This window comes from Pseudomonas sp. Irchel 3H7, from assembly GCF_900187605.1.
Taxonomy (GTDB): Bacteria; Pseudomonadota; Gammaproteobacteria; order Pseudomonadales; family Pseudomonadaceae; genus Aquipseudomonas.
The window spans coordinates 75263-92453 of record NZ_FYEA01000002.1; the positions used below are offsets into that span (position 1 = coordinate 75263).

Below are 17191 nucleotides of genomic sequence, written 5' to 3' on the forward strand. Positions count from 1 at the left end.
GGGCAAGCCGAAGTGGTCATCGGTTCGCCGGTCGCCAACCGTACCCGCGCCGAGATCGAAGGCTTGATCGGCATGTTCGTCAACACCCTGGCCTTGCGTATCGATACCTCGGGCGAGTTGAGCTGCGAAGCGCTGCTGGCGCGGGTCAAGGCGCGGACGCTGGACGCGCAGGCGCACCAGGACCTGCCGTTCGAACAAGTGGTGGAAATCACCAAACCGGCGCGGAGCATGGCGCACAGCCCGTTGTTCCAGGCGATGTTCAGTTGGGACAGCGGCCATGGCGCGAGCCTGAGTCTGGGCGAGCTGACGCTGGAAAGCGTCGCCGAGCCGAGCCACTTTGCCAAATTCGATCTGTCACTGACGCTGGCAGAGGCGCCGGGCGGGATTCGCGGTGTGCTGGAGTACGCCGTTGCCTTGTTCGATGAGTCGACTATTCAACGGTACGTCGGCTACTTCCAGCGCCTGTTGCAGGCGATGGTCAGCAACGATCAAGCGGTGCTTGAACACGTGGCGTTGTTGGCGGACGACGAGCGTCAGCACCTGCTGGTCGATCTCAACGCCACCGCCGTCGCCCACGATCTCGAACAGACCGTTCATGGCCGCTTCGAAGCGCAGGTGTTGCGCACGCCAGACGCTGACGCCGTGGTCGCCGTTGAGCTGCGTTTGAGTTACGCCGAGTTGAACCGCCGCGCCAACCAACTCGCCCATCACCTGCGCCAGTGCGGTGTCGATCGCGATTCGCGGGTGGCGATCTGCGTCGAGCGCGGGCCGCAGTTGTTGGTCGGTCTGCTGGCGATTCTCAAGGCTGGCGGCGCTTATGTGCCGCTCGATCCGGGTTATCCCGCCGAGCGTCTGGCCTACATGCTTGAGGACAGCGCGCCCGTGGCGGTGCTGGTGCATGCGCCGACGCGTGCGCTGATCTGCGAGTGGGCCGGCGTGTTGGTCGATTTCGACGAGTGCAACTGGCAAGACCTTGCGCAGAGCAATCCGCAGGTGCCGGACTTGAGCGCGGCAAATCTGGCCTATGTGATTTACACCTCCGGCTCCACCGGCACGCCGAAAGGCGTAATGGTCGAGCACCGTAACCTGGGCAATCTGCTGCACTGGAGCGCCGGGCTGTGCCCGCTTTCTAGCGGCGCCGCGCTGCTGCAGAAAACCCCGTTCAGTTTCGACGCCTCGGTGTGGGAGCTGTTCTGGCCGTTGAGCTGCGGCATGCGCCTGGTGCTCGCCGGCCCGGACGATCATCGTGATCCGGCGGCGCTGGTGCAGCTGATTCGTGAGCAACAGGTCAACGTCGTGCAGTTTGTGCCGGCACTGTTGCAGCAATTCCTTGAAGTGGCAGAGGTCGGCGAGTGCAGCAGCCTCAGCGATGTGTTCTGTGGTGGCGGTGAGCTGACCGCCGCGTTGGTGCGTAGCGTCCGCGAGCGTCTGCCGCAGGTACGCCTGCACAACGTGTATGGCCCGACCGAAGCCACTGTCGACAGCACCGTGTGGACGCTGGAACCGGATTCGCCGGTGCCGGACGGCACGCCGCCGATTGGCAAACCGCTGTGCAATACCCGTGCGTATATCCTCGACGCTCATCAGCAACCGGTGCCATTCGGCGTAGTCGGCGAGATGTATCTGGGCGGGGTGCAGGTGGCGCGGGGTTATCTGAATCGGCCTGAGCTGACAGCCGAACGCTTCCTCGACGATCCGTTCAATGATCAGCCAGGCGCGCGTTTGTACCGCACCGGCGACGTCGCGCGGTATCTCGCCGATGGCAATATCGAGTACCTGGGGCGCAACGACGATCAGGTCAAGATTCGTGGCCTGCGCATCGAACTGGGCGAGATTCAGGCGCATCTGGCGCACATCGACGGCGTGCGTGAAGCTGCCGTGCTCGCTCGCGAAGACGTGCCGGGCGATCAGCGCCTGGTGGCGTACTACAGCGGCGAACCGCTGGACATCGATCAACTGCGTAGCGAACTGCTCAAACACTTGCCGGATTACATGGTGCCTGCCGTGTTTGTGCATTTGCCGGCCTTGCCACTGAGCCCCAACGGCAAGCTGGATCGTCAGGCCTTGCCGGCCCCTGACCAATCGGCGCTGCTGACCCGCGATTACGAAGCCCCGGTCGGTGAAGTCGAAACCGTCATTGCCGGTATCTGGGCCGAGTTGCTGAAAGTCGAGCGAGTAGGGCGCTTTGATCACTTCTTCGAACTGGGCGGCCATTCATTGCTGGCGGTCAATCTGGTTGCGCGCATGCGCCGGGCCGGGCTGTCGGCGGACATTCGCGTGCTGTTCGGCCAACCGACGCTGGCCGCACTGGCGGCGGCAGTAGGCGGGGAACCCGAAGCAGCGGTGCCGGCGAATCTTATTCCAGCCGATTGTCCGCGCATCACGCCCGAACTGCTGCCACTGGTGACGCTGGATCAAGCGACGATCGACCGCATCGTCGCGAGTGTCCCCGGCGGTGCGCGCAATGTTCAAGACATCTACCCGCTGGCACCTTTGCAGACCGGCATTCTGTTCCATCATCTTTCGGCTGCGCAGGGTGATCCGTATGTGCTGCAGGCGCAGTTTGCCTTCGCCGATGAACAGCGTTTGCAAGCCTTCACCGACGCACTGCAACAAGTGATCGAGCGCCATGACATTCTGCGCACGTCGCTGTTCTGGGAGAGTCTGGAAGAGCCGGTGCAAGTGGTCTGGCGTGAGGCTTCGCTGAGCTGTGAGGCCTTGCAGCTGGACGCCGAAGCGGGCGATGCGCTGAGCCAGTTGCACAGACGCTTCACCATCGATAGCTACCGCATGCCTGTGACCGAGGCGCCGCTGATGCGCGTGGTGTACAGCCGTGATGCCGTCAATCAACGGGTGGTGGCGTTGTTGTTGTTCCATCATTTGGTCATGGATCACGTGGCGCTCGAGGTGTTGCAGCACGAGATGCAGGCGTTTCTGCTGGGCAACGCCGGGCAACTGAGCGAGCCAGTGCCGTATCGCAACTACGTGGCGCACACCCGCGCCGGGCTGAGCGCGCAAGAGCACGAAAGCTTCTTCCGCGAAATGCTCGGCGCGATCGATGAGCCGACCTTGCCCTATGGTCAGAATCTGGCCCATGACGGCCCCGCGCAGGAAGCGCAGTTGACGCTGGAAAACACACTCAGCCACAGCGTAAGGCAACAGGCGCGGCGCTTGGGTGTCAGCGCCGCCAGCCTGATGCACCTCGCCTGGGCGCAGGTGCTGGGGCAATTGTCCGGGCGCGACGCCGTGGTTTTTGGCACGGTTTTGCTTGGCAGATTGCAGGGCGGCGAAGGAGCGGAGCGGGCGCTGGGTGTGTTCATCAACACCTTGCCGCTGTGCATCGAGCTCAATGCGCACAGCGTTAAAGGGGCGGCGCTGGCGACCCATCAACGCTTGAGTCAGTTGCTTGCTCACGAGCACGCGCAACTGGCGCAGGTGCAGCAGTGCAGCGCGATGCCGGCGGGTACGCCGCTGTTCAGCACGCTGCTCAACTATCGTCACAGCGCCCCGGTCGGGCCGATATCCGCCGAGGTGCAAGCGGCGTGGCACGGGATGCAATTGCTCGATGCCGAGGAACACACCAACTATCGCCTGACCCTCAGCGTTGACGATCTTGGCGAAGATTTCGGCTTGAAGGTATTGGCCGGGGCGGGGATTGATGCACAGCGAATCTGCGGGTACATGCAGGGTGCATTGATGACTTTGCTGAACGCGCTGGAGCACACGCCGCACGCGGGGTTTGATCGGTTGTCGGTAGTCAGCGCCGAAGAACGTCATCAGTTACTGGTCGAGTTCAACTCCACACAACGCGAGTATCCGCAGGCGCTGACAGTGCACGCGTTGTTTGAGGGGCAAGTGGCGGCGCAACCGCAAGCGGTGGCCGCGGTGCACGGTGAGCAATCGTTGAGTTACTTTGAACTCAATGCGCAGGCCAACCGTCTGGCCCATCAGTTGATCGCGCAAGGCGTCCAGCCGGGCGACCACGTGGCTATATTGTTGCCACGTTCGCTGACGCTGCTGGTCGCACAACTGGCAATCGCCAAGTGCGCGGCGGCCTATGTGCCGCTGGACATCCATGCGCCGAGCGAGCGGCAGTCGTTCATGGTCGATGACTGCCAGGCTGTGGCACTGTTGACCTTGAGCGGTGAAGTCATCGACTACGCCGTCCGGCGCATCGATCTGGATACGTTGTCGCTGGATGAGCAATCAACGCAAAACCCGAACCTTTCGCAAACCTCGGAATCGCTGGCGTACATCATGTACACCTCCGGTTCCACGGGCACACCGAAAGGCGTGATGGTGCCGCACCGAGGCATCGGCCGGTTGGTGATCAACAACGGTTATGCCGATTTCAACCCGCAGGATCGGGTGGTGTTTGCCTCCAATCCAGCGTTCGACGCCAGCACCATGGACATCTGGGGGCCATTGCTCAATGGCGGTCGCGTCGTGGTCATCGACCATCAGACGCTGCTCGACCCGAACGCTTTCGGCCGTGAATTGAGTGCTCGCGGGGCGACGATCCTGTTCGTCACCACCGCGCTGTTCAACCAGTACGTGCAACTGATTCCGCAGGCGCTCAAAGGCTTGCGTATGCTGTTGTGTGGCGGCGAGCGGGGCGATCCAGCGGCGTTCCGACAGTTACTGGCCGAGGCGCCAGCGCTGCGTATCGTGCACTGCTACGGCCCGACCGAAACCACCACATACGCGACCACCTTTGAGGTGCGCGAAGTCTCGGAAAACGCCGAGAGCGTGCCGATTGGCGGGCCGATCGGCAACACGCAGGTTTACCTGTTGGATGCCCATCAACAACCGGTGCCGATGGGCGTGACCGGTGAGTTGTATATCGGCGGTGAGGGTGTGGCGCTGGGCTATCTGAACCGGCCGGATCTGACTGCCGAGAAATTCCTTCGCGATCCATTCAGCGATAAACCCGGCGCGCTTCTGTACCGTACGGGCGACCTCGCGCGTTGGCTGGCGCCGGGGCAACTCGATTGCATCGGACGGAACGACGATCAGGTGAAGATTCGCGGCTTCCGTATCGAGCTGGGCGAAATCGAAAACCACCTGCTCAGCTGTGCCGGGGTCAAGGAAGCGGTTGTGCTGGCTCGCCAGGACAGTCAACAAACTACGCGTCTGGTGGCGTATTACACCGCTCACGCTGAACAGCTGGACAGCGCCGGGCTACACAAGCAGTTGCAAGCACGACTGCCGGAATACATGGTGCCGTCAGCGTGGGTGCAACTGGATAGGTTGCCGCTGAACAACAATGGCAAGGTTGATCGCAAAGCCTTGCCCAAGCCTGACGACGCTACGTTACTCAGCCGCGAATACACAGCACCACAAGGTGAGCTGGAAACCGCACTGGCGCAGATCTGGGCCGAAGTGCTGCAAGTCGAGCAGGTCGGGCGTCACGATCATTTCTTCGAACTCGGCGGTCATTCGCTGTTGGCGATGCGCATGGTTTCGCTGATCCGTCAGCGCCTCGGCGTCGAACTGGCGCTGAGTGATCTGTTTGCCGATGCGCAATTGAGTGCGGTTGCTGAAGTATTGAGCCGCGCCGGGCGCAGCGCGCTAGCGGACATTGTGCCGGCACCGCGTGATCAACCGCTGCCGATGTCCTTCGCCCAGCAACGTCTGTGGTTCCTCGCGCAAATGGCCGGTGGCAACTCGGCGTACAACATTCCTCTCGGCCTGCGCCTGCGCGGTCACCTCGACGGCGACGCCCTGCAAGCGGCGCTGGCACGGATTGTCGCTCGTCACGAAACCCTGCGCAGCCGTTTCATCCGCCTCGACGACACTGCGCAGGTATCGATTGCCCCGGTCGACAGCGGTTTGCTTTTGCGCGTGGACGATCTGCGCCAAGCCTTGCAAGCCGAGCTCACCTTGCAGGGATTGATGGCGCAGGAAGCCTCGACAGCGTTTGATCTGCAGAATGATTCGCTGATTCGTGGGCGACTGGTGCGCTTGGCCGACGATCATCATGTGCTGTTGCTGACCGTGCACCACATCGTCGCCGATGGCTGGTCGATGGGCGTGCTGACGGCTGAGTTGATGGCGTTGTATCAAGCGTTCAGCCAGGGTCAGCCTGATCCGCTGCCAGCGCTGACGCTGCAATATGGCGACTACGCCGTGTGGCAGCGCCGCTGGCTCAGCGGGGAGGTGCTGCAGCGGCAAAGCGAGTACTGGCAGCAAACCCTCGACGGTGCGCCGGCCGTGTTGACGCTGCCCACCGATCGCCCGCGTCCGGCACAACAGGATTACACCGGCGGCAACGTCGACGTGCTGCTGGACCCGCGCCTGAGCGCGGGGCTCAAGGCCTTGAGCCAACGTCACGGCGTGACCCTGTTCATGACCATGATGAGCGCCTGGGCGCTGCTGATGAGTCGTCTGTCCGGGCAAACCGATGTGGTGATCGGTACGCCGGTGGCCAATCGCACTCGCACAGAAGTCGAAGGCCTGATTGGCATGTTCGTCAATACGCTGGCCTTGCGCATCGACACCTCGGGCGCGGTGAACGTCGAAGCGCTGCTGGCGCGGGTCAAGGCGCAGACACTGGCGGCGCAGGCGCATCAGGATCTGCCGTTCGAGCAAGTGGTGGAAATCGCCCGGCCGCTGCGCAGCCTGGCGCACAGCCCGCTGTTCCAGACCACGCTGAACTGGGACAGCAGCGTCGGCCCGCAACTGGCGTTGGCTGATCTGACGCTGGAGGGCGTGGCCGGCCCGGGCGAGGTCGCCAAGTTTGACCTGACGCTGATACTGGGCGAGGTCAATGGAGCGATTCGCGGCACGCTGAACTACGCCACGGCGCTGTTCGATGCGCTGACGATCAAGCGTTATATCGGCTACTTCGAACGTCTGCTCGAAGCGATGATTGGCGGTGAGCAAACGGTACTGGAACAGGTACCGTTGCTGGCGGCGGATGAGCGCCAGCGTTTGCTGTACGACTTCAACGCCACGGTGCGTGACTACCCGCAAACACTGACCGTGCACGGGATTTTCCAGCAGCAGGCGGCGGCGCATCCCAAAGCGGTGGCGGCGGTACATGGCGCGCATTCGCTGAGTTACTTTGAGCTGAATGCCCAAGCCAACCGCCTGGCCCATCACCTGATCGCCCACGGCGTGCAGCCGGGCGATCACGTGGCGATCCTGCTGCCACGTTCGCTGGAGTTGCTGGTCGCGCAACTGGCCATTGCCAAATGCGCGGCGGCCTACGTGCCGCTGGACATCAACGCACCGAGCGAGCGCCAGGCGTTCATGGTTGAGGATTGCCGAGCGGTGGCGCTGTTGACCCTCAGCAGCGAAATCATCGACTACACCGCACCGCGCATCGATCTGGACACGCTGACCCTCAACGGCCAGCCGACGCACAACCCGAATCTGCTGCAGTCGTCCGAGGCGCTGGCGTACATCATGTACACCTCCGGCTCTACCGGCACGCCGAAAGGGGTGATGGTGCCGCACCGGGGCATCGGCCGCTTGGTGCTCAACAACGGTTATGCCGATTTCAATGCGCAGGATCGTGTGGTCTTCGCCTCGAACCCGGCGTTCGATGCGAGCACCATGGACATCTGGGGGCCGCTGCTCAATGGCGGTCGCGTGGTGATCATCGACCATCAAACGCTGCTCGATCCGAATGCCTTCGGCCGTGAACTGAGTGCCAGTGGCGCGACGATCCTTTTCGTCACCACCGCGCTGTTCAACCAATACGTGCAACTGATCCCGCAGGCGCTCAAGGGCCTGCGGATGCTGCTGTGCGGCGGTGAGCGTGGCGATCCGGCGGCGTTCCGGCGACTGCTGGCCGAGGCCCCGGCATTGCGCATCGTGCATTGCTACGGCCCGACCGAAACCACCACGTACGCCACGACATTCGAAGTGCGTGAAGTGGCGGAAAACGCCGAGAGCGTGCCGATTGGCGGACCGATCGGCAACACGCAGGTGTACGTGCTCGACGCGTATCAGCAACCGGTGCCGATGGGCGTGACCGGCGAGCTGTACATCGGCGGGCAGGGCGTAGCGCTGGGTTACCTGAACCGGCCGGATCTGACCGCCGAGAAATTCCTCCGCGATCCGTTCAGCGAGACGCCGGGCGCGTTGCTTTATCGCACCGGTGACCTCGCGCGCTGGCTGGCGCCGGGACAACTCGATTGCATCGGCCGCAACGATGATCAGGTGAAGATTCGTGGTTTCCGCATCGAGCTGGGAGAAATCGAGAGTCGCCTGCTGAACTGCGCGGGGATCAGGGAAGCCGTGGTGCTGGCGCGCCGCGACGGCCAGGACGCCACGCGTCTGGTGGCGTATTACACGGCGCACGATGGCGTCTTGGACAGCGCTGAACTGCACGCTCAGTTGCACGCACGCCTGCCGGAATACATGGTGCCCACCGCGTGGGTGCAACTCGATGTGTTACCACTGAATAACAACGGCAAGGTTGACCGCAAGGCACTGCCGGCACCGACCCAGGAGGCGCTGCTCAGTCGGGTCTACGAGGCGCCGGCCAATCCACTGGAAATCAGCCTCGCACAGGTCTGGGCCGAGGTGTTGCAGGTCGAACAGGTCGGCCGTCACGACAACTTCTTCGAACTCGGCGGCCATTCATTGCTGGCCATGCGCATGCTCTCCCAGGTGCGCCAGCAATTGGGCGTGGAGCTGGCGCTGGCTGATCTGTTTGCCAATCCGGAATTGGCGGCGGTCGCCAACGTATTGAGTCAGGCCGAACGCAGCAGCTTGCCGCCGATTCTGCCGGCGCCGCGCGATCAGGCGCTGCCGCTGTCGTTCGCCCAGCAACGCTTGTGGTTCCTCGCGCAGATGGACGGCGGCAACACCGCTTACAACATTCCCTTGGGCCTGCATTTGCGTGGACGACTCGACGCAGAGGCGCTGCACCGGGCATTGGCGCGGATCGTCGCGCGTCACGAAAGCCTGCGCAGTCGTTTCGCACAATTGAACGACGAAGCACAGGTGCTGATTGCCCCGGTCGACAGTGGCCTGTCGCTGATTGAGGAGGATTGGCGACAACAGCCGCAGACCGACGAGGCCTTGCGCGCGCTGATCGAAACTGAAGCACGCGGACCGTTCAACTTGCAGGACGGTCCGTTGATTCGCGGACGGTTGCTGCGTCTGGCCGATGAGCACCATGTGCTGTTGTTGACGATGCACCACATCATCTCCGATGGCTGGTCGATGGGCGTGCTGACCCGTGAATTGATGGCGCTGTATCAGGCGTTCAGCCATGGCGAGGCAGATCCACTGCCAGCGCTGGCCTTGCAATACGCCGACTACGCGGTGTGGCAGCGGCGCTGGCTCAGCGGCGAGGTGCTGCAGCGTCAAAGCGATTACTGGCAGCAGACCTTGGCCGGCGCTCCGGCGTTGCTGAGCCTGCCAACCGACCGTCCACGTCCGGCGCAACAGGATCACCACGGCGGCAGTGTCGAGCTCGTGCTGGACGAGCAGACCAGCGCCGGCCTGAAGACGTTGTGTCAGCGTCATGCCGTGACACCGTACATGGTGCTTATGAGCGCCTGGGCAATGTTGCTCGCGCGCCTGTCCGGGCAGTCCGATGTGGTCATTGGCTCGCCGGTAGCCAACCGTACCCGCGCCGAGATCGAAGGGCTGATCGGCATGTTCGTCAACACCTTGGCGCTGCGCATCGATACCTCGGGCGATCTGACCGGTGCGGCGCTGCTGGCGCGGGTCAAGGCGCAGACTCTGGCCGCGCAGGCGCATCAGGATCTGCCGTTCGAACACGTGGTGGAAATCACCCGGCCGCTGCGCAGCCTTTCCCACACACCGTTGTTCCAGACCCTGGTGAGCTGGGACAGCAGCGTGGCGCCCGCCCTGGCACTGGACGGTCTCACGCTGGAAGGCGTGGCCGGGGAAAATCACTTTGTGAAGTTCGACCTGTCGCTGAGCCTCGGTGAGAACCCGCAAGGCATCCGTGGTGCACTGCGCTATGCCACGGCGTTGTTCGATGAGTCGACCGTGCGGCGTTTTGTCGGTTACTTGCAGCGCTTGCTGGCGGCGTTGGTCAGTGATGATCAGGCGCTGTTGGCGCAGGTCAACCTGCTTGCGCCGGAAGAGCAGCAGCGCTTGCTCGGCGATTTCAACGCAACGGCGGTTGATTGCCCGGTCGAGCAACCGATCCAGAGCCTGTTTGAAGCACAGGTACGTCGTCAGCCGGACGCCATCGCCGTGCAGTCGGGCGAACACAGCCTGACCTATCGCGAGTTGAATGCCCGTGCCAACCGCCTCGCACATCATTTGCGCGAGCAGGGCGTGGGGCCGGATGCGCGAGTGGCGCTGTGTGTAGAGCGTGGGCTTGATCTGGTGGTGGGGTTGCTCGGCATTCTCAAGGCCGGTGGTGCTTATGTGCCGCTGGATCCGGCTTATCCGGCGGAGCGCCTGGACTTTATGCTCAGGGACTGCGCGCCGGTGGCGGTGCTGGTGCAGACGGCCACCCGTGTGCTGTTTGCCGGGACCGACGTGGCCGTGATCGACTTTGACCAATGCAGCTGGCACGAACAATCGGCAAGCAATCCGCAAGTGCCCGGTCTGAACGCCTCGAATCTGGCGTACATGATCTACACCTCAGGTTCGACCGGTACGCCAAAAGGCGTGATGCTCGAACATCGGGGCTTGTGCAATCTGGTGCATTGGGGATCGCAGATCTGCCCGCCGACCCCAGACGGCGCGCTGTTGCAAAAAGCGCCGTTCAGTTTCGATGGTTCGGTGTGGGAGTTCTTCTGGCCGCTGACCGCCGGTGTGCGTCTGGTGCTGGCACGGCCGGGCGGCCATCGGGAACCGGCGTATCTGGCGCAAGTGATTCGTCAGCAACGTGTGACGGTGGTCAAGTTTGTGCCGGCGCTGTTGCAGCAGTTTGTTGAACTGCAGGATGTCAGTGAATGCACCAGCCTCACCGATGTGTTCTGCGGTGGCGGCGAACTCACCGCGGCGCTGGCCGCTGCTGTGCGCCAGCACCTGCCGTGGGTGCGCCTGCATAACGTGTATGGCCCGACCGAAGCCACGGTTGACAGCACGGCGTGGACCCTGGAACCGCACATGCCGGTGCCAACGTCTGAATTGCCGATCGGCAAAGCCATCTGCAACACGCGTCTGTATGTACTCGATGCCCATGACCAACCGGTGCCGCTCGGCGTCATTGGCCAGTTGCACATCGGCGGCATCGGCGTGGCGCGCGGTTACATGGGGCTGCCGCAGATGCAGGCCGAGCGCTTTATCGACAGTCCGTTTGTGGCCGGTGATCGCCTGTACCGCACCGGCGATCTGGTGCGATACCGCGCTGACGGCAACCTCGAATTCCTCGGGCGCGACGACTTCCAGGTCAAGCTGCATGGCTTGCGTCTGGAACTCGGTGAAATCGAAGCGCGGTTGATCCAGCACCCGGATGTGCGCGAGGTGGTCGTGCTGATGCGCGACGAGCGTCTGGTCGCGTATTTCACGGTGCGCGAGGGCAGTGCAGCGCCCACGATCGACACGCTGCGCGCGTTCATCCTCGAACAATTACCCGAGTACATGGTGCCGGGCGCGTTTGTTGCGCTCGACGTTTTACCGTTGAGTCCCAACGGCAAGATCGACCGTCAGGCGCTGCCGGCACCGGGCATCGACGCGGTGCTCAGCCGCCACTACGAAGCGCCGCAAGGCGAGGTCGAAAGCTTGCTCGCGCAGGTCTGGGGTGAAGTGTTGAATGTCGAGCGGGTCGGACGTCACGACAACTTCTTTGAATTGGGCGGGCATTCGCTGTTGGCGATTCGTTTGGTCAACCTGCTGCAACGTGCGGGGCAGGAGGTGACGCTGGCGCAGTTGTTCCAGCGGCCGAGTGTCGAGTCGCTGGCGGCGCTGCTCAGTCAACGCCATGCCGTGCCCGCGCAGCCGGAAGGACTGGTCGTGGTGCGACCGGGCGAGGGCGGCAATGCGCTGTTCCTGATCCATGAATTCAGCGGTCGGGACGTGTATTTCCCGGCATTGGGCCTGCATATCGAGGGCGAGTTTCCGATTTACGGTTTGCCCGGTGTGCCGCTGGGGCAGCCGCAACTGCGTACCCTTGAATGCATGGCCGCGCGGATGGTCGGGATCATCCGCTCGGTGCAGCCGCATGGGCCGTATCGTCTGGCCGGGTGGTCGTTTGGCGGCTTGCTGGCGTATGAAATCGCCCAGCAATTGCTCGGTCTCGATGAGGCGGTAGCGTTTGTCGGCCTGCTCGATACCTACGCGCCACATCCGGCCAGTCAGGATAAAACCCGCTGGAGCGGCGCGCATCGCGACAAGCGTCAATTGCTTGAACACTGCCGCGCGCGTTCGCAGATGCGTGGAGAAGAAGGGCTGCCAGCGATGGCTGAGGTCGAGCGGTTGGAGGCTGAAGTCGAGCTCATCGCCTTCGATGAACTGTTCCAGCGCTGCTGCGAACAGCAATTGCCTGACCCGGAACTGGCCGCACTGAGCGCAGCGGATGCCTGGAGTTACTTTGATCGTGAGGCCGCTCATGGCTTGGCGCTGGCGCATTACCGGGTCAGCCCGGCCAGCCAGCCGGTGCACTTGTTCCGCGCTCAGGCACTGATGCCAGGGCAGGCACAGCCGAGTCCGACCCGTGGCTGGGAGAACAAGGTCGGTGCAGGTTTGCTGCGCTGCATCGATGTGCCGGGGGATCACCGCAGCATGATGAAAAACCCGGATGTCCAGGCACTCGGCCAGGCCTTGAGTCAGGCCATGGCCGCTGCGCAGGCCCCGCAACCACAGGTTTATCAACCCGTGTTGACGATCCAGAGCGGGCACGCCGGGCATGCGCCGATCTTTTGCGTGCCGGGGGCGGGCGACAGTGTCACCGGGTTCATTCACCTGACCGAAGCACTGGGGCCGGAATGGCCGATTTTCGGTCTGCAACCGCGCGGGCTCGATGGCAGCGGCGTGCCGCACAGTCAGGTGGAAGCGGCGGCGAGGTGTTATCTGCAAGCCGTCGAGCAGTTGTATCCGCAAGGTCCGGTGCACTTGATCGGCCATTCGTTCGGCGGTTGGGTCGCGCATGCCATGGCCGCGCAGTTGCAGGCGACCGGGCGTGAGGTAGCGTCGTTGACCCTGATCGACAGCGAAGCCCCCGGTGGCAATGGCACGGCGGGCAAACCGTATACGACGACCGCCGCGCTGGAACGCTTGATCGAGACGCTGCAACTGTCCAGTGGCAAGTCGTTGGGCATCGATCCGCTGGCGTTCGCCGAGGCTGACAACACCACGCAAATGCGCCTGTTGCACGAGGGCATGGTGCGCGCCGGTGTGTTGTCTGCGCGTTCGTCAGCGCAGGCCATGCACGGCCCGGTGCGCACCTTCGCCACAGCCTTGCGCACGGTCTATCAACCGCAACTGGCCTACAGCGGGGCGGTGCGGCTGGCGCTGGTCGATGACCCGACGCTGGATGCGTGGGGCAATCAGCGCGAGCAAGCGACGATGGTCGAAGGCTGGCAGCGTCAGGTGACGGATCTGGTGGTGTGGTACGGGCCGGGCAACCACTTCACGATTCTCAAGGCGCCCAACGTCTTCAGTCTCGCGGCGTGGTGGCATGACGGCCTGAAAGTGCCGGCCGGCCAAGTGGTTTCCTGATTGTTGTTTATCTACCAGAGCCCGGCCGCTGGCCGGGCTCACCCCTGAACGGACTTGTGGTCATTTATGGAAAAGTCGAAGTTGCGCAAAGTCGGTATGGGTCTGGCGTTGGTTGCGGTGGCGGGATTGGCGTTCTACGCGGTGCAGGCACCGGCCGAGGCGCCGCAATACCTGACCGCGCCTGTGGAGCGCGGTGATATTGAAAACGCGGTGCTGGCCACCGGGTTGCTCGAAGGCATCAAACAAGTGGACGTCGGTGCGCAGGTGTCCGGGCAATTGAAGTCGCTCAAGGTCAAGGTTGGCGACAAGGTAAAGAAGGGGCAGTGGCTGGCGGAAATCGATCCGCTGGTGCTGCAGAACACCCTGCGTCAGGCCCAGGTCGATGAGGAGAACCTGCAAGCGCAGAAACGCGCCACTCAGGCTCAACTGAGGCAGACCAAAGCGATTTACGAGCGCTACAAGAACTTGCAGGACGACGCGTCGATCTCGCGCCAGGATTTCGAAAATGCCGAGTCGAACTATCAGGTACAACAGGCCAACCTGATGTCGCTGGACGCGCAGATCAAAAGTGCGCACATCCAGATCGACACGGCCAAGGTCAATCTGGCGTATACGCGGATTGTCGCGCCGATCGATGGCGATGTGGTCGGCGTGGTCACTCAGGAAGGCCAGACGGTGATCGCCAGCCAACTGGCGCCGGTCCTGCTGAAACTGGCGGATCTGGACACCATGACGGTCAAGGCGCAGGTGTCCGAAGCCGATGTGATTCACATTGCCCCGGGGCAGCAGGTGTATTTCACCATTCTCGGTGAGGACAAACGCTACTACGCGAAACTGCGCGGCACCGACCCGGCGCCACAGAACTTTCTTGAAACACCGCCCGCCGGCACGCCAAAGCAAAGCAGCGCGGTGTTCTACAACGCCTTGTTCGAGGTGCCGAACCCTGACCATCGTTTGCGCATATCGATGACCGCGCAGGTGCGCATTATCCTCGACACCGCCAAGGCTGTGCTGACCGTGCCGGTGGCGGCGCTCGGGCCGCGCAACGCCGATGGCAGTTTTCCGGTACGGGTGCTCGACGCCAAGGGCCACGCGCAATCGCGCAATGTGCAGACCGGGATCAACAACAACGTGAAAGTGCAGATCAATGCCGGGCTGGCGGAAGGCGATCGCGTAGTCATCGGTGATCCGCTGACGAATGTGGCGGGGGCCTGAGCATGACCGAGCCACTGCTACAGCTCACCGGTATCACCCGCAGTTTCACCGCCGGTGACCGCGAATTTCTCGCGCTGAACAACATCAATCTGACGATCAATGCCGGGGAAATGGTCGCGATCATTGGCGCCTCGGGCTCGGGCAAATCGACCCTGATGAACATCCTCGGCTGCCTTGATTACGCCACTGCCGGCAGCTACAAGATCAACGGCCAGGAAACCCGCGATCTGGACAATCAGGCCTTGGCCGAACTGCGCCGCGACTACTTCGGTTTCATATTCCAGCGCTACCACTTGCTGCCGCATTTGAGCGCGATGCACAACGTCGAGATGCCGGCGATTTACGCCGGGACGCCGCAGCTTCAGCGCCACGCCCGCGCCCGCGAGTTGTTGGCGCGACTGGGTCTGGAAGGGCATTTGACGCATCGGCCGAGCCAGCTCTCCGGCGGTCAGCAGCAGCGGGTGAGTATCGCCCGCGCCTTGATGAACGGCGGCGAAGTGATCCTCGCCGACGAGCCGACCGGCGCACTCGACACGGCCAGCGGCAAGGAGGTCATGCGCATCCTGCTGGAGCTGCACGCGGCGGGGCATACGGTGATTCTGGTGACCCACGACCCGAAAGTCGCCGCCAACGCCGAGCGCATCATCGAAGTCAGCGACGGCGAAATCCTCAGCGACCGCACCAACGAGCGCGACACCACGCACCTGCTCAGCGAAGAACCGGTGGCACCGAAAGCGGCTGCGTCACGGCGCCTGGTCGCCAGCCTCGGGCTGTTCAAAGAAGCGTTCGCCATGGCCTGGGTGGCGTTGATTTCCCATCGCATGCGCACCTTGCTGACCATGCTCGGCATCGTCATCGGCATTACTTCCGTGGTGTCGATCTCGGCGGTCGGCGAGGGCGCGAAGAACTACGTGCTCAAGGACATCGCCGCCATCGGCAGCAACACCATTGATGTCTATCCCGGCAGCAGTTACGGCGACAAACGTGCAGCGGCCATCGAAACCCTGACGCCGGCCGATGTCACCGCGCTGAATCAGCTGTATTACGTCGACAGCGCCACGCCAATGATCGGCCGCAGCCTATTGCTGCGCTATCGCAATATCGACCTCGACGCCCAAGTCAACGGCGTCAGCGATCAGTACTTCAAAGTGCGCGGGATCAAAATGGCTGCGGGCATCCCGTTCAGCGAAAGCGATGCGCGGCGCCAGGCGCAGGTGGTGGTCATCGATCACAACACCCGTCAGCGTTTGTTCGGGCAAGACGTGGATCCGTTGGGGCAGGTGATCCTGATCGGCAACCTGCCGTGCACGGTGATCGGCGTGGCCGCGCAGGATAAAAGCCTGTTCGCCTCGGGCAAGACCCTGAATGTCTGGGTGCCTTATGAAACGGCGGCCGGACGGGTATTGGGCCAGCGTTATCTGGACAGCATCAGCGTGCGCATGAAGGACGGCCAGCCGAGCAAAGTCGTGGAAGAGCACGTTACTCAACTGTTGTTGCAACGCCACGGTACCAAGGATTTCTTCACCAACAACCTCGACAGCGTCTTGCAGACCGTGCAGAAAACCAGCCGTTCGCTGGCGTTGTTGCTGTCGCTGATTGCAGTGATTTCCCTGGTGGTCGGCGGCATCGGAGTGATGAACATCATGCTGGTATCGGTGACCGAACGCACTCGCGAGATTGGTATTCGCATGGCGGTGGGGGCGCGGCAGTCGGACATTCGTCAGCAGTTTCTGGTGGAGGCGGTGATGGTGTGTTTGTTGGGCGGGGCGATCGGGATTTCTTTGTCGTATGCGATCGGGCATTTGTTTTCGGTGTTTATCAAGGAATGGGAGATGGTGTTTTCGCTGGCGTCGGTGCTGACGGCGGTGGTGTGCTCAACGTTGATCGGGATTGTGTTTGGCTTTGTGCCGGCACGGAATGCTTCACGGCTTGATCCGATTGAGGCGTTGGCGCGGGATTGAGAGCGGCCCTCATCAAACCTGTGGGGCATGGCTCAGGTCGTGATGTTGGGGGGAATTGGCGGTGAATCAGGCATTGGTGCACGTCGCGGGATTGCCCTCACCCTAACCCTCTCCCAGAGGGAGAGGGGACTGATCGCGGTGTTCTTTCGAGGTACGCCGACTTGAAATATCGCGTCGAACTCAGGCACGAAAACTACACAAATCTGCTCCCTTTCCCCCTCGCCCCCCTGGGGGAGAGGGCTGGGGTGAGGGGGTAAATCCCACTGACACACCGCAAAACCTGGAACCACCACCATCCAGTATTTCCATCAATAAACACAACGCCGTGAGGGCGTTTAAATTACACGAACCGTTACGTCATACCGCCTACAACACCTTGCGTCGTTACCTACGCGTACGCCAGAATCCGC

3 protein-coding genes (1 of these 3 only partly in view) are annotated in these 17191 nt (G+C 62.6%); all 3 read left to right on the forward strand.

Translation table 11 applies throughout. The features are described 5' to 3' along the window. On the forward strand, positions 1–13605 hold the 3' portion of the coding sequence (locus CKW38_RS03770) for a non-ribosomal peptide synthase/polyketide synthase (RefSeq protein WP_095111866.1). The gene continues 4248 nt to the left of window position 1, outside the view; 13605 of the gene's 17853 nt are visible here — the last part of the coding sequence; the start codon falls outside the window, past its left edge; its stop codon occupies positions 13603–13605. A 66-nt stretch (positions 13606–13671) separates the two neighbouring features. After that, a complete protein-coding gene (gene macA, locus CKW38_RS03775) occupies positions 13672–14820 on the forward strand; it encodes a macrolide transporter subunit MacA (protein WP_095111867.1) in 1149 nt (382 codons plus the stop codon). A gap of 2 nt (positions 14821–14822) precedes the next feature. Then, the gene (locus tag CKW38_RS03780; RefSeq protein ID WP_007915988.1) at positions 14823–16781 is read left to right on the forward strand and encodes a MacB family efflux pump subunit; all 1959 of its coding nucleotides are present in this window, start codon (positions 14823–14825) and stop codon (positions 16779–16781) included. The last annotated feature ends 410 nt before the right edge of the window (positions 16782–17191 follow it).

What these genes read in the sequence shown, in the direction of transcription:
- CKW38_RS03780 (WP_007915988.1), top strand. Translation starts at nt 14,823, where the DNA reads ATGACCGAGCCACTGCTACAGCTCACCGGTATCACCCGCAGTTTCACC.
- macA (WP_095111867.1), top strand. Translation starts at nt 13,672, where the DNA reads ATGGAAAAGTCGAAGTTGCGCAAAGTCGGTATGGGTCTGGCGTTGGTT.